Raw genomic sequence first — 14025 nt, 5'->3', positions numbered from 1 at the left:
TGCAAGCCTTTCTTACTTTTCTTTCATTGAGCCTGTTTTGACAAATCGATCATGCCAGGAAAGCGCTTCCCCAATATTATGCGGTAGATGCTTATACTTCCCTTGTTCAGCACGTTCAAGATAGTCAAGTAGCATAGGCTTATAATCAGGATGCGCGCAATTTTCAATTATCTTTCTTGCACGTTCCTTAGGTGACAGGCCTCTTAGGTCAGCTAGACCCTGCTCTGTAACAACGACATGAACATCATGTTCAGTATGATCGACATGGGATACCATCGGCACAATTGATGATATGTCACCATTTTTCGCCGTGGACACAGTCGTAAACATTGTTAAATACCCATTTCTTGTAAAATCGCCTGATCCACCAAGACCGTTCATCATGCGTGATCCCATAATATTTGTTGAATTCACGTGACCATAGATGTCGACCTCGATTGCTGTATTCATAGCAATAACACCAAGACGGCGTGCTGTTTCAGGATGGTTCGAAATTTCCATTGGTCTTAGAACACAGTGGCTCGCATAGTGTTCCATATTATTAAGTAGTCGAGTCAAACCTTCTTCAGAAGGTGTGAACGAAGTACCTGAAGCAACAGTGACCTTGCCAGCGTCGATTAAATCGAACATGGAATCCTGAATAACCTCCGTGTAGCACGTGAGATTTTCGAAATCCGAATCAACCAATCCACCAAGCACCGCATTGGCAACTGAACCAACACCCGATTGAAGTGGAAGTAGGTTTTCAGGCAGGCGACCAGCTTTGACCTCTTCTTTGAAGAAATTCATAATATGACGCGAAATTGCTTTCGAGTCTTCGTCAATTGGACCCAGTGGACGAACTTTGTCACCGATGTCCGAATTAACGATGGCAACAATCTTATCAGGATCGCACGGAATAAAAGTTGTACCGATACGATCTCCAGGCTTTTCAATCGGAATTGGCTTTCTAAATGGCGGCTTCTCAGTCATGTAAATATCATGCACACCTTCAAGAGCCATTGGCTGAGTTGTGTTGACTTCTACTATAACACGCTTTGCATTTTTTATCGCCTGTGGACTCACGCCAACAGATGTCGTTGGGACAATCCCACCATCTTCATTGATAGCAAGAGCTTCGACGATTGCGAAGTCGATTTCACCAAAATATCCGTAATCAATAAACTGCGGCACGTGGCTAAGGTGCATGTCTGCGTAGTTTATATCACCTGCATTGATACCATTTCTAGAGTCTTTCTGTGTCTGATATGGAAAACGTCTTTTTGTTACGCCAGCTCGAGCCAGAGCACCATCTAATTCATCCCCAACAGACGCCCCTGTAATCAGGGTCAGACCAATTTTTTCACCATTTTCAGCTCTTTTTGCTATCTCTAGCGGAACAGCCTTCGGATATCCGGATGGTGTAAAACCAGATGTTGCTATTGTCATGCCATCTTCAACAAGCTTTGCAGCGTCTTCGGCAGTCATTACTTTATCAAGAAATGCTTTGTTTCTAATTCTTTCATTAAAACCACTCATGCTTTTTCCTCCTCATGTTGGAAACAAAAAAGAGCTAGATGGACTCAAACACGCCAAAGACACGTGTTTAAATCAGCATCTAACTCTTAATCTTCATTAGAAGGTTGAAAGGTCATTCCAACCCAGTGAAAATCATATTAAACCCTGCAAACCACAATATTTTGCAATTCCCTATTTAGGATTATTTTGTATTTGTCTAAACTTCTCGTTACAAGTACGAATGGCAGATATTAAAGCTTTTTTAGCCGAACCGTAGTAGTTCTCATTAAACTCCGCATCGATGTTGTCTACCTCGTTGAGGTCTTTTCCTACAACCAAAGTTTTGACAAAATTTTTGCCCATTTCAGTGGCCAAGGTACAGTCCACATCCGAAATGATTCCCGTGTTCCTGTCAACCAGCATTCCCACGGCAATAATCGAGTAAAGTTCAGCTGCTGTAATCCCCTGCGGCAATTTAGCATAACCAGTTACAAATATTTCATTACGTTCCATTCGATCACCTTTTCCTCATTCGAAACATAAGACCCAATGCAGATTATCTCTTTGTCAGTGTATCACAATGTGAATCCATTGACAATTTACCCAAGTTTTTCATGATGCGGCTGATAAGCAAATTTTCTGAAAGATTCAGCTTTTCTGCCCCTCTATCATCCAAGCATGAATAAACTTGAATTTGGTTTTACATTGGTAGTCTATGTAGAATGATGGTGAATATAACCATACCAAGAAGTGCAAACGGATAAGTTGCGCCGTAACCAGCAGCCGGATCATCAGAACCAACAGCATCGACTGCAGCACCAAGACCTGGTGTTGATGTCATACCACCACAAATTGCACCTGATAGCATGATCCAGTTGATCTTGAATACATAACGTCCGATGAAGAAGCCAATCATCATAGCCACAATACCAATCGCTAGAGAAACAAGAGCCAGTACCGCACCTGAACCCATCAAGGATTCAAACACCTTAAATCCGTAACGTAGACCAACAATCGCCAGGAAGAATGCCAGTGACAGTTGACGTACAACGCCCAGTACTTTTGAATTCATTCTGAATGTCATAGAACCAATCTTGCCAATATGCCCAAGGACCAGTGCGCCTACAAGGACGCCACCTGTTGAACCGAGAGAGAAGTATCCAAGTCCAATCATGGTCAGATTGATTTTAATTTTACCAATAGTGTATCCAAACAGACAAGCCACTATGAAGGCCAATAAATCAAACGATACTTCTTCGATTTGCTTGCCACCACTTGCCATATTTTTTGCTTCTTCCATTTCTTTTTTGAAGAGTCGCTGTTCAGCTTCAACATCCATACCGAATATTTTCGGGAAGAAGTTAACGGCAATGATTACGATAAGAACACCAAAAGGATAACCTATTGCGTGACCAACACCAATGCCAGCCTCTGCTGTTTTAATAAACAGATCAGCTTGTTCTTCGTTTAATTCTGGTGTGTTTTCAGGCGTTAGGCCTTCTACACCCAGTATATTAAGAAGTTTTTCTTTGTCCTCAACATCCATAGATGGATATTCTTCCACTTTGCCAGTGGCATGGGCTCTAGCTGTTTCAATCGCAGCCGCAAGACCAGGAGAACTTGTTAAGGCACCAGTGTATACACCAGATACCTCATATGGATTTGCACCATTCATTAGCATTGTACATCCATATGTTGTTGCTGCCCCTAAAAGGGTAATAACAAAGCCTAAAATTACAAATTTAGCGCCGTATTTCTTTAAAACAGCTCCGATATCTTTCGCAGCAAGCAGTCCAACTGCCGCAACGAATAGAATTAAAAACAGGTAGAAGAAATTCTTGTCGATTACGCCAGCCTTAATCATTGACTGTGCGGCAGAATAACCGCTATCACCTTCAACAAATCCAGCGCCGTAGCGCATAATAGCCCAACCAAGAATCAGTCCAGTGAACAGTGTCCCCGAGATACCAAAGTTGAATTTTCCAAATCTGATTTTACCGAAAATAAGTCCCGTTGCAACGGCGATGAACATTAATACAAAAGGGTTCATCAACCATGCAGCAAATGCAAATTTCATGCAAGCACCCTCCTTTTAGTTTTGCCTGAACCCCACCGCTTTCCACTCACCCTACACGAATAAAGCACGGTTAGATTCATTTTCTCTCTCCTCAGCGTGTGACTTCTGGCCAGATAAGCTTCCACTGAGGTTGAATATAAAAAGGCATGATTATGAACAGATGCCTCCCTAAGGGATCTGTATCATAACCACGCCATATTCACTCTTAAGGACAAGGGGTTGCCTTATCCCCATAAATATTGAGGTTATTCAATTGGACTTACAGCTTGATTATTTGCTATGTATCGTCCAGTATTTAGATGCTAGATATTTTGCTTGATATATTTCACTTTCACCCTGTAAACTTTGGGTTTTAAAGCCTTGCTACTTTGCTTTCACGCGCTGCTTTTCGTACGGCTTTCGCAACATTTTCTCCCACGCGTGGATCAAAAGCTTTTGGAATGACATTTTCAGTGTCAATCTCACCTTCATCCAAGGTCTGAGCAATGGCATAAGCCGCTGCGACTTTCATTTCTTCGTTTATATCTCTGGCTCTTACATCAAGGGCCCCTCTAAATATACCTGGAAAGGCCAGAACATTATTGACTTGATTTGGAAAATCAGATCGTCCTGTTCCGACAATGTAAGCACCAGCACGTTTGGCTAAATCCGGCATAATTTCAGGCACTGGATTTGCCATGGCAAAGACAATGGACTTGTCTGCCATTTTTGAAACCATATCCTCAGTGACAATGTTCGGGGCTGAAACGCCGATAAAAACGTCCTTTCCGACCATCGCTTCACTTAATGAACCAGTTTCATTGTTTTTATTTGTAACTTCCGCCATTTGAAGCTGGGCTTCATTGGCTTCTTGGCTTTTTTTATGAATGGCACCAAATTTATCACACAGAACGACATTCCCAATCCCCAAACTGATCAAAAGTTTGGTTATTGCAATTCCTGCTGAGCCTGCACCATTAACGACCACATGTGTTTCTTCCATTGAACGGCCAGTGAGCTTTAAGGCATTTATGAGCCCTGCAGCCACCACAATCGCTGTTCCATGCTGGTCATCGTGAAAAATTGGAATATCCAGCTTTGCCTTCAATTTGGCTTCCACTTCAAAACATCGTGGTGCTGATATATCTTCCAGGTTAATTCCTCCAAAGACTGGCGCCATGCGAACAACCGTTTCGACAATTTCATCAACCTCTTGTGTATCAAGACAAACTGGAAATGCATCCACATTCCCGAAGCTCTTAAACAGTACCGCTTTGCCCTCCATAACAGGCAGAGAGGCTTCTGGGCCTATGTTGCCTAGTCCTAGAACAGCTGAACCGTCTGATACAACAGCAACTAAATTGCCCTTTGCCGTGTACTTGTAGACGTCTTCTTTGTTGTCAGCAATCCTCCTACATGGCTCTGCAACACCAGGTGTATAAGCTGTTGACAAATCGTCTTTGTTTTTAACAGGAACCTTTGATGTCACTTCAATTTTACCCATTTTTTCTTCATGAAGTTCAAGGGCCATCTTGTTATAATCCATTTAGACCTCCTCGGAAGCATACTTGGCACGTTCAGACTTATACATGTCGTTGCCCTCACTGTCTATTACGACATACACAGGCATATCTTCAACGACCAGCTTTCGTACTGCTTCTGGTCCAAGTTCTTCGTAGGCTATCACTTCACTCGATTTAATGGCACTGGCTATAAGAGCACCTGCCCCACCTATGGCTGCAAAATAAATCGCGCCATTCTTTTTCATGCCTTCGACCACCTTGTCAGAACGCGCACCTTTGCCGATCATACCTGATAGGCCTTTTTCAAGGAGCGGTACTGTGAGGTCATCCATTCTATAACTTGTTGTTGGACCGGCAGACCCTATAACCTGTCCTGGTTTAGCCGGTGCTGGACCAACATAATAAATAACTTGATCCTTAACGTCAAAAGGTAACGTTTTCCCTTCGTTTAGCGTATCAATGAGTCTTTTATGGGCTGCATCTCTACCAGTATATATAACACCTGAAAGCAGGACTTTGTCCCCTGCTTTTAATGATTTCACCTTATCTTGTGTCAATGGTGTTGTTATTTTTTTATCCATCTGATCGCCTCCCTAAAGCACGCTTTCAACATGTCTTGCCGCATGGCAGTTAATGTTCACAACAACCGGTAAGCCAGCAATATGTGTTGGGTAAGTTTCAATATTTACCCCAAGTGCAGTGGTGATTCCACCTAAACCTTGTGGCCCTATACCGAGTTTGTTGATTCTCTCAAGCGCTCTTTCTTCAAGTTCAGCAATATGACTTTCTGGGTGTTTCGCTTCCAGTTCTTTGGTCAGCGCATGCTTGGCCATCAGGGCAGCTTTTTCAATAGTTCCCCCTACACCCACACCCACAACAATTGGTGGACATGGATTTGGACCTGCCAAGGATACCGTTTCAACGATGAAATCTTCAACGCCCTGAATACCATCAGATGGCTTAAGCATCTTTGAACGGCTCATGTTTTCGCTACCGAATCCCTTTGGTGCCAATGTGATTTTCACCTTATCACCTGGGACAATATCTATATGAATGATAGCTGGTGTGTTATCACCCGTGTTCCCGCGAAGTACTGGATCTTTTACAACAGACTTTCTTAAAAAGCCCTCTTTATAGCCTTGTCGTACGCCTTCATTGACTGCTTCTTTTAAGTCACCATCAACGAGGTGGACATCTTGTCCAATCTCTAAAAACACAACGGCCATTCCTGTATCCTGGCACATTGGCACTGAATTTTTCTCCGCAATATCGGCATTTTTTACAATATCTTTTAATATTGATTCTCCGATTGGCGAAACTTCAGCTTGTGACTGTGTCTCCAATTTTGCTTTTACATCTGCTGAAAGCACGTAATTGGCTTGCATACACATGCTTTTAAGTTCATTGGTAATCTTGTTGACTGAAAATTCTCTCATTTATAAGCACCACCTTGTCAAAAAATATGAAAGGCATAGCAATAAAATCGACGATTTTACGCTATGCCGTGCAATCCATACCGACTAGATGTTTGGAGACATCCAGATACAGACCTGGCAATATCCTCGCGGAATATTCTGAATATGTGCACGTTAATAATAGCATACATCCGTATAATTTACCAGTGTTTCGTTACAAAAAGTTCATCAGATTGACTATATTTTATCAATCTCGGCAGGACGCAGTCGCTTGTTTTTTCAAGTCAAAACCCACTTGATAGTTGAAATTTCAATATTCTTATGTAAGGATTTTTCGAAATTTATTTTTATATGTGAATTATTTATTTTTTTGATTCCAGACGGCTCATGAATTTTTCAACATTAATAATAAATCTGTCGTGTGTTCCTTCGCCTATTTTTTCTTTTTCATCGAAAGCTTCCACTTTAAACTTAAGTTTTTTGCCATCAATTTCGATGAGTTCTGCAAGCGCACGAACTTCCATGCCCATTGGTGTGGCTGCCATATGCTTAACATCAAGATGAATTCCCACTGTGCTTTCTTCTTGACCAAGCGCCTCTGCCACGCAGTGCATTGCTGCATTTTCCATGATTCCAATCATCATTGGTGTTGCAAAAACATAAACTCCACCACTGCCAAACTTAGCAGCCGTATCTGCTTCCTCTACAATTTTCTTTGTCTCGTATACTAGACCGACTTTTAACTCAGACATAAGTCACCTCTTTATATTCATTCCGATTAAAAGCTGTCACCCTAGATTCTTTATGCCAATCTAAAGCAAAACAACTTCACCCAATTGTTCATATCATTTGGATTGGGATATATATGCATCTACAAGTCATATTATACAGATGTTTACATAGGAATGTGAAGGGGCTTATAGAAATTAAATTGTCTATTTATTGAACATATCGTAACAGACTTTAAGAATGTGCTTCCTAAAAAAGGTTAAAAAAATGCCTAGGACTTGCTTTTGCAAGGCCTAGGCACGTCTTAACACATTTCAATTGCAATTACTGAACCGCAGTTTCTCCTGTTACAGAGCTGTCATCTGAAATGACGAAGGAATCCATTGCTTCTTGTGATGCAAAGTATAGATTTCCATCGATTGTAGCCGCGCGCAATTCGAAACCATTTGCTTCTACATACACATCGCCTGCAAACGTACCACCTTGTAGTCGGAAGTTTTCACTCTTAACAAGCATTTTTGGTGCAGAAACAGTGAATGACGCTGTGATATTTCTATCTGCATCTTGTGTATAGAGCGCTAGTTTTCTTGCAATTTCATCTCTGTGTGTGAATTCGCCTGCAACAACTAGATCTTCTTTGAGTGCCATATTGTTATACACGGCAACAATCCAAGTCCCCTCTTCTGAAAGACCTTTCACCAGGTCGTTTGCATCAACAACGAGCGATGCAGTGGTTACAACGTCAGCGCCATCAACTTGTACATTTCCAGTAATGAAAGCATCATCATTCATTAGGAAAGTGTCTAGAGCTTCTTTTGATGCAAAGTAAACATTGCCATCAACACCACCAGCGCGGAGATTGAATCCATTCGCTTCAACATATACGTCGCCTACAAATGTACCACCCTGGATTCTAAAGTTTTCACTTTTGACAGTCATTTTTGGTGCAGTCAGCTTAAAGGATGCTGTGATATTGCGGTCTTCATCTTGCGTATAAAGACCCAGCTTTCTAGCTGGTGCATCCCTATGTGTGAACTGACCATCTACAACGATTTCATCATCTACAGATATGTCGTTTAAAGTTGCAGCGATCCAAGTGCCATCAGCACTCAGTGCATTTACAAGTGCATCTGCATCATTGACGATAGATGCGGTTGTAACAGCATCAGTTTCTTCACCCATATCTTCTGAAGCTTCTGCTGCTGGTTCATTATCACTTGCAGGTGCTGCCTCTTCCTGTGGTGCACATCCAGCCAGTGTTCCTACTGCAAGTGCTAACATTGCTAAAAACATAACAAATTTCTTCATAATTTCCCCTCCATACTTTTCTTGTCATTACAAATATGACTTGCTAAAATTATAACACCCGTTTATATCCGAGTAAAGTTGTACGAAATGAACAAAAGTCCACATATGTATACCAATAATTTCAGCAAGCGATCACACTCTTAATGTAGATATTTACCCGACTTGAGACTGTGTAAGCACTTTACTTTCAAAATCTTGAACCACTTACCTAACATTTTATCTAAAAATGTTAGGCAAGCGCCTTCATACTAGCTATAAATTATGATTACTTTCTTGTATGTCACGTGTGTTAGTGATGCGTGTTTATGATGAAATATTTGATGAAGTATTTGAAGATGCCTTTGCATGATAAATAACTTATTGTATACACATAATAAAACCCCTTCACTGGTGTGAAGGGGCTTATAATTTTACTTATTATACATTTTTATTTGAATCGTCCGATGTATCTGGTGTCACAGCTTCAACAGCTTCCTCTTCACCAGAGTTGCTTTCTTCTGACTCACCATTTTCTGCTTGGGCCTTTTCTTCTTCAAGTTCAGACTTTGCATTGATTAATGCTTCAAAAGCAAGCTTTTCGGCTTCAGCTTCTTCTTTTGCCTTAGCGCGCTCTGCTTTACGTCTTTGTTCATCCGCAGTGATTTTATCACGAAGAGCATCTAGACCCTTGTCATATGCCACTTCAAATTCATCTGCTTCAAGTGTTTCGTATTCTAGTAAAGACTCAGCGACATCATGAAGCTTATCAATATGATCCGTTAGAAGTTGTTCTGCCTTTTCATAGGCATTGTCAACAATGCGACGAACTTCTCTATCGATTTCCGCTGCAACTTGCTCTGAGTAATTTCTACGTGTTGTCATATCCTTGCCTAGGAAAACTTCATCCTCTGAACTATAAGACATAGAGCTTAGGTTTTCACTCATTGCAAACTTAGTTACCATGCTTCGTGCAATAGCTGATACACGTTCCAGGTCATTGGATGCGCCTGTCGATATATCTTGCAGAATGAGTTTTTCCGCCACACGACCACCAAGCAATACAATCAATTCATTTTCCATCTGCTTTTTTGTTCTATAGTTTCTATCTTCCTGTGGCAACTGCATAGTGAATCCACCTGCACGACCCCTTGGAATAATTGTCACCTGATGTACAGGATCCATGTCTGGAAGTATTCTAGCCAGGATTGCATGACCACCTTCATGGTATGCAGTCAATCTTCTTTCTTTCTCACTTACAACACGGCTTTTCTTTTCGACACCAGCAATAACTTTCGTTGTCGCTTCTTTAATGGTGTCCATATGAATTTTCGTGTCATGTTTACGCGCTGCAAGAAGTGCAGCCTCGTTCATGAGATTTTCTATATCAGCTGGTGTGAACCCTGGTGTGCCTTTGGCAACCATTTTGAAATCCACATCATCTGCGATTGGTTTATTTTTAGAATGGACCTTAATAATTTCTTCTCTTTCACGAACATCCGGACGGCCGACAGTAATCTCTCTGTCAAAACGACCTGGACGAAGAAGGGCTGGATCAAGAATATCAGGACGGTTTGTCGCTGCTATCATGATAATGCCTTCGTTGTCACTGAATCCATCCATTTCAACAAGAAGTTGATTCAGCGTTTGTTCACGTTCATCATGTCCACCGCCTAGGCCAGCGCCACGACGACGACCCACAGCATCGATCTCATCAATGAATACGATACAAGGGGCATTTTTCTTGGCATTTTCAAACAGGTCACGTACACGAGACGCACCCACACCAACAAACATTTCCACGAAATCAGAACCTGAAATACTAAAGAATGGCACACCGGCTTCACCAGCAATGGCTTTTGAAAGGTATGTTTTACCTGTGCCCGGAGGGCCCACCATCAGAATACCTTTTGGAATACGAGCGCCTAACTCAATATATCTTTTAGGACTTTTTAGGAAATCAACAATTTCCCAAAGCTCTTCTTTTTCTTCTTTAAGGCCAGCAACATCAGCAAATGTGATTTTCTTGCCGTCATCATCTTTAATAAGTCTTGCTTTACTTTTACCAAACGACATAACCTTAGAGCCGCCACCTTGTGAATTTTGCATAAACACAAACCAAAAAACGACAAGTAAAAGCACAAGGAAAATTGTAGGCAGTATATCCACAAACCACGGTGTAGGCATTGGTGGTTCACTGTTCAGTGACAGTCCACTTTCTTTTATCACTGTATAAAGCTCATTGCCAAACGGCTGTTCAATCATACCCGGAACATGGGTTTCAAAAACTGTACCGTCTGTTAGCTTACCTTGAACGATGTTGTTTTCAAGGATTTCCATTTGAAGGACTGAGTCTCCTTCAATGTTTTGTATCAATTCCGTCGTCGTCAAATCCTTAATTTCCTGCTGATTGCCTCCACCAGCAAATTGCACAATTAAGAATATGACGAGGAAGAGCAATATATAAAAGGTTGCCCCTTTGAAAAACTTACGCATCCATATCCTCCTCAATTCAAATAAAGTCTCTTCATTCTATCATATTTAGAAATTTTCAACAACTGTCAGGCCACTTGAGAATCCCAATACGACGGCTTGTATCGTCCACTTTCACACGTTCACTCAGACGATGACCAACAACCCATATTATGCCACTCTCATCACAAACAAGTGGAATAAGATCTCGTATTTCTGCTGGAATCTTAAGGTCGATAAAAAACTTTTTTAGTTTCTTCCTCCCTTTCATACCCATTGGTTGGAACTTATCTCCATCCTTTCGGTAGCGTGCCGACAATTTGCCATCAATTTTGTCTAAATCAACACTGACTTCATTTGACATTAGAGTATAGGCTTGGTATTCCATCGCACTCAACTCTGTGATTTCAAATTCCATCTTATTGACAGACTTACGTGATTCTTTGTCATTTTCAACATTTATCTTACGAAAATAAAGCGTATCATATTTCAAGGAAAATTCAATACCGGAAATTATTTTCCTTTTTCCATGCTTCAGAGCTCCTATTAAGTCTATAACTTCCTCAACCTGGGCATGGGAAACATTTTTCAGGCCATTGCCTTTGACATCTACCACCCTTCGAATCAATCGAGAACGGAGGGCTTTATGATGTGTATTAAACCACTTTGAATCAATTTGATCTGTTTTTTCAAGGTTTATACCCTTTTCCAGTAAAAGACCATCCAAACTTGTTTCAATAAAATCCACATCATCCTCCAACATTTTTCCGAGTCGAAAGAGTCCATCCACGAGTTGACCATTGAAATTTTTTTCAATGTAGGGAATCAATTCATGACGAATTTTATTTCTGGTATAAATGGTTTCATCATTGGTATGGTCATGGCAAACCGGAAGACATTGGTCTTCACAGTAGGCTTCTATCTCCGCGCGGTTCATAAACAAGACCGGCCTTATAATATATGGCCCCCGTTTAACTGGAATGCCTTTAAGGCCATCGAGTCCTGTTCCCCGCATGAGTCGCATCAAAATGGTCTCAGCCTGGTCATTCTTATTCTGAGCCACTGCTATCCTGTGTCCCTCAACTTGTTTTCGAACATCCTCAAAGGCCTGATACCTGACCTTTCGCCCTGCCTCTTCAAAGGACATGCCCCATTTTTTCGAAAGGTCCATGACATCGTAATCAAACCTGTAAAATTCAATTCCCTTATCATTGCAATAAGCCTCGACAGACTCGGCATCACGACAGGCAAGGTCCCCTCTAAAACCATGATTTACATGTACAACAAAAAGGCCAAGGTGCCACCTTTCTCTAATCTTGAGAAACATGTCAAGCATAGCCATCGAATCCGGGCCACCTGATACGCCCAGTACGAGACGATCTCCTTTTTTTAGGAGTCCATCCCTTATTAAATTGGATTCGAAAACATCAAGCATGACAACAGCCTCCCAATATCTACAGTTTTATTGTAGCATAGGACAATTCTCCTTGTCCTTGAACATTTTGTGAACGTAGGACCATCCTATGTATTCCTGTGGTCTTTGGCCATTTGAACCGGACAAAATCCGCCCATAGGCCGTATTAAGTATAATACGATCCATACGCGGATTGTCCTTTTGGTTGGTCTTTTGCTTTAAATTCAAGTCTCATTTGTCTGTCCATGCCTTATGTCATAAGACTTGCACGGTCATTTTTTACTCACCAGACACCGTGAGAGATTTTACCCGAATACTCGGTGATCCGTAAGCACTGCTACCTGATGGCAATGTAAATTCTAAGTCTGATGCAACCTTTTCAATATCAAAAAGCATATCAAAATAGTTGCCTGCTACTGTGATTTGAGAAACTGGCCTTGTGAGTCTGCCATTCTCAATCAAATAACCGCTGGCTTGCAGGGAGAACTCTCCTGAAATAGCGTTTGTTCCTGAATGTAGTCCTTGCAATCCTGTAATATATAGCCCCTTATCAATCTCTTCAATTAGGTCTTTCTGGTTCAGCTTTCCAGTATTCATATAAAAATTGGATGGAGATATCCCCACTGAGGACTTAAAGGAGGCCTTTGATCCGTTACCCGTTGACTTTACGCCTTCTACATTGGCTGTTTTTAAGTTGTAGAGGAAAGTTTTTAAAATCCCGTTTTCAATGACATTGTGTTTTTTTGTTGCGACCCCTTCTCCGTCAAAGCTTCTTGACATCAATCCACCTTCTAGGTGTGGGTCATCTGTTATGGTCACGACTGTCGATGCCACTTGCTCATTTTGCTTTCCTATCAATTTTGATAAATTCTTCTGTACGTTTTCGGAAGAAAAATTCGGTGCAAAACATTGAAGGAGACTGGCTGACTCTTTATTGCGTATCACCACTTCATAGTCTCCCGATGTCATACTTTTAGCGCCAAACTGAGACAATGCCTCTTCAACAGCTTCTTCTGCCATAGCTTTTGCATCATACTTAGTAAAATCGTTGCCATAGACAAACTTTGTTCCAGACTTTTGCTCTTCTCCCGATTTCACAACAACTGACAGATAGGCCAGAGCTAAATTAGACCTTTCGCTGATGTCCAGTCCATGAGAATTAGCAATGGCGAGGGTGTTCTCTGAGTCACTATATAGGTTGTAAGCCACTCGAAATACCCTCTCGTCCAGTGCCTTTGCATGTTTTTCCACATCAAGCAAAAACTTTAGCTTGTCTTCATTTTTCACACTTTGTAGGCTTTCATTGTATAAATTTAGTGGCTTAGGCGCTTGTCCACCTTTGTATATAAATACTTCTTCTTCTGTTTCGATGATTTGTGCATTAGATCGAGCTTCTTCTACCAGGTGGGCAATCGCTTCTTCAGTTATGATTTCCGTATAGGCATAACCCATATTCCCATTTAAAATCCCTCGAAAAGCCATTCCCTTTTCATCAGACACACTATATTTCGATATATCCCCTTCAAAAACTGTGGCTTCAAAATTCTTACCACTTTGATAGTAGACTTCCATGTCTGAAAAACCCGCTTGTCTGCCGAGTTCAAAAATTTTATCTTTCCAGGCTTGAATTGCCAT

12 protein-coding genes are annotated in these 14025 nt (G+C 41.3%); all 12 read right to left on the bottom strand.

Annotated features, from left to right (window positions below):
* Positions 1-12: 12 nt before the first annotated feature.
* Positions 13-1518, bottom strand: a complete 1506-nt coding sequence (locus ACQ4KW_RS01365; RefSeq protein ID WP_430884763.1) for an acetyl-CoA hydrolase/transferase family protein — start codon at positions 1516-1518, stop codon at positions 13-15.
* A gap of 171 nt (positions 1519-1689) precedes the next feature.
* Positions 1690-2010, bottom strand: a complete 321-nt coding sequence (locus ACQ4KW_RS01360) for a DUF3870 domain-containing protein (protein WP_430884762.1) — start codon at positions 2008-2010, stop codon at positions 1690-1692.
* A gap of 187 nt (positions 2011-2197) precedes the next feature.
* Positions 2198-3574 (bottom strand): hypothetical protein, encoded by a 1377-nt coding sequence (locus ACQ4KW_RS01355; protein ID WP_430884761.1) that lies wholly within the window; start codon positions 3572-3574, stop codon positions 2198-2200.
* Positions 3575-3926: 352 nt separating this feature from the next.
* Positions 3927-5099: an NAD(P)-dependent malic enzyme gene (locus ACQ4KW_RS01350; protein WP_430884760.1), complete on the bottom strand. Its 1173-nt coding sequence runs from the start codon at positions 5097-5099 to the stop codon at positions 3927-3929.
* On the bottom strand, positions 5100-5657 hold the full coding sequence (locus tag ACQ4KW_RS01345) for a Fe-S-containing hydro-lyase (RefSeq protein ID WP_430884759.1): 558 nt from the start codon (positions 5655-5657) through the stop codon (positions 5100-5102).
* Positions 5658-5669: 12 nt separating this feature from the next.
* On the bottom strand, positions 5670-6512 hold the full coding sequence (locus tag ACQ4KW_RS01340; protein WP_430884758.1) for a fumarate hydratase: 843 nt from the start codon (positions 6510-6512) through the stop codon (positions 5670-5672).
* A 341-nt stretch (positions 6513-6853) separates the two neighbouring features.
* Complete coding sequence (locus tag ACQ4KW_RS01335) at positions 6854-7243, bottom strand: thioesterase family protein (RefSeq protein WP_430884757.1); 390 nt, start codon at positions 7241-7243, stop codon at positions 6854-6856.
* A gap of 301 nt (positions 7244-7544) precedes the next feature.
* Positions 7545-8528, bottom strand: a complete 984-nt coding sequence (locus ACQ4KW_RS01330; protein ID WP_430884756.1) for a hypothetical protein — start codon at positions 8526-8528, stop codon at positions 7545-7547.
* Between the two features lie 417 nt (positions 8529-8945).
* Positions 8946-11000 (bottom strand): ATP-dependent zinc metalloprotease FtsH, encoded by a 2055-nt coding sequence (ftsH, locus tag ACQ4KW_RS01325; protein ID WP_430884755.1) that lies wholly within the window; start codon positions 10998-11000, stop codon positions 8946-8948.
* 55 nt (positions 11001-11055) lie between these two features.
* The gene (gene tilS / locus ACQ4KW_RS01320) at positions 11056-12411 is read right to left on the bottom strand and encodes a tRNA lysidine(34) synthetase TilS (RefSeq protein ID WP_430884754.1); all 1356 of its coding nucleotides are present in this window, start codon (positions 12409-12411) and stop codon (positions 11056-11058) included.
* Positions 12412-12438: 27 nt separating this feature from the next.
* The gene (locus ACQ4KW_RS01315) at positions 12439-12618 is read right to left on the bottom strand and encodes a hypothetical protein (protein ID WP_430884753.1); all 180 of its coding nucleotides are present in this window, start codon (positions 12616-12618) and stop codon (positions 12439-12441) included.
* A 51-nt stretch (positions 12619-12669) separates the two neighbouring features.
* Positions 12670-14025 (bottom strand): TldD/PmbA family protein, encoded by a 1356-nt coding sequence (locus ACQ4KW_RS01310; RefSeq protein WP_430884752.1) that lies wholly within the window; start codon positions 14023-14025, stop codon positions 12670-12672.

This window comes from Tianxiuia mixotrophica (assembly GCF_050596425.1).
Lineage (GTDB): Bacteria > Bacillota > Clostridia > Peptostreptococcales > Acidaminobacteraceae.
The sequence above is the reverse complement of the archived record's forward strand: the minus strand, read 5'-3'. Positions and strand labels throughout refer to the sequence as shown.

Bases quoted from the DNA above. Each gene is read 5' to 3' on its own strand.
- ftsH (WP_430884755.1), bottom strand. From the start codon at position 11,000: ATGCGTAAGTTTTTCAAAGGGGCAACCTTTTATATATTGCTCTTCCTC.
- ACQ4KW_RS01330 (WP_430884756.1), bottom strand. From the start codon at position 8,528: ATGAAGAAATTTGTTATGTTTTTAGCAATGTTAGCACTTGCAGTAGGA.
- ACQ4KW_RS01340 (WP_430884758.1), bottom strand. From the start codon at position 6,512: ATGAGAGAATTTTCAGTCAACAAGATTACCAATGAACTTAAAAGCATG.
- ACQ4KW_RS01360 (WP_430884762.1), bottom strand. From the start codon at position 2,010: ATGGAACGTAATGAAATATTTGTAACTGGTTATGCTAAATTGCCGCAG.
- ACQ4KW_RS01365 (WP_430884763.1), bottom strand. From the start codon at position 1,518: ATGAGTGGTTTTAATGAAAGAATTAGAAACAAAGCATTTCTTGATAAA.
- ACQ4KW_RS01345 (WP_430884759.1), bottom strand. From the start codon at position 5,657: ATGGATAAAAAAATAACAACACCATTGACACAAGATAAGGTGAAATCA.
- ACQ4KW_RS01355 (WP_430884761.1), bottom strand. From the start codon at position 3,574: ATGAAATTTGCATTTGCTGCATGGTTGATGAACCCTTTTGTATTAATG.
- tilS (WP_430884754.1), bottom strand. From the start codon at position 12,411: ATGCTTGATGTTTTCGAATCCAATTTAATAAGGGATGGACTCCTAAAA.
- ACQ4KW_RS01335 (WP_430884757.1), bottom strand. From the start codon at position 7,243: ATGTCTGAGTTAAAAGTCGGTCTAGTATACGAGACAAAGAAAATTGTA.
- ACQ4KW_RS01310 (WP_430884752.1), bottom strand. From the start codon at position 14,025: ATGGCAATTCAAGCCTGGAAAGATAAAATTTTTGAACTCGGCAGACAA.
- ACQ4KW_RS01350 (WP_430884760.1), bottom strand. From the start codon at position 5,099: ATGGATTATAACAAGATGGCCCTTGAACTTCATGAAGAAAAAATGGGT.